We start from the raw sequence: 1,040 nt of genomic DNA on the forward strand, positions 1-1,040 counted from the left end.
GGCAGAACCTCTTCAGGGAATACAAATTTTTCGTGAGGCTGGTCTTGAGAAGCCATCCAAGCGCGGATGCCTTCGTTCAACAAAATGTTCTTCGTGTAGAACGTTTCAAATTCGGGGTCTTCGGCAGCCCGCAACTCCTGAGAGACGAAATCATACGCCCGCAGGTTCAGCGCTAACCCGACAATGCCCACCGATGCCATCCACAACCCCGTCACGGGCACAAACAGCATGAAGAAGTGCAGCCACCGCTTGTTGGAAAAAGCAATCCCGAAAATCTGCGACCAGAATCGGTTTGCCGTCACCATCGAGTAGGTTTCTTCACTCTGAGTCGGGTTGAACGCCCGGAAGGTGTTGGCGTTTTCGCTGTCTTCAAACAAGGTGTTCTCCACCGTGGCTCCGTGAATAGCACAGAGCAAAGCACCGCCCAAAATGCCCGCCACGCCCATCATGTGGAAGGGGTTGAGGGTGAAGTTGTGGAAGCCCTGGATGAACAGAATGAATCGGAAGATGGCGGCCACGCCGAAGCTAGGAGCAAAGAACCAGCTCGATTGCCCCAAGGGGTACATCAAAAACACCGACACAAACACGGCGATCGGTCCGGTGAAGGCGATGGCGTTGTAGGGACGAATGCCGACGAGCCGGGCAATTTCAAGCTGACGCAGACAGAAGCCGATCAGTCCAAATGCACCGTGCAGGGCAACGAAAGCCCACAAGCCGCCGATTTGGAACCAGCGAGTCAGGTCGCCTTGGGCTTCCGGGCCCCAGAGCAAGAGCAGGGAGTGTCCCATGCTGTCGGCAGGGGTGGAAACGGCGACGGTGAGGAAGTTGGCACCTTCGAGGTAGGAGGTGGCCAAGCCGTGGGTGTACCAGGAGGTAACGAAAGTGGTGCCAGTCATCCAGCCGCCCACGGCCAAGAAGGCGCAGGGGAACAGCAGGAGTCCAGACCAGCCGATAAAGACGAAGCGATCGCGTTTCAACCAGTCATCGAGAGCGTCGAATACGCCTCGGGTTGGTTGCGCGCGCCCAACTGCAATGGTCAT

General features: G+C 56.9%; 1 protein-coding gene. It reads right to left on the reverse strand.

Annotated elements, in window-relative coordinates:
• On the reverse strand, positions 1–1,040 hold a 1,040-nt coding region (psbD, locus tag C7B65_RS27005), incomplete at its 3' end, for a photosystem II D2 protein (photosystem q(a) protein) (RefSeq protein WP_073075390.1).

This window comes from Phormidesmis priestleyi ULC007 (genome assembly GCF_003003695.1).
Taxonomy (GTDB): domain Bacteria; phylum Cyanobacteriota; class Cyanobacteriia; order Leptolyngbyales; family Leptolyngbyaceae; genus Phormidesmis_A; species Phormidesmis_A priestleyi_A.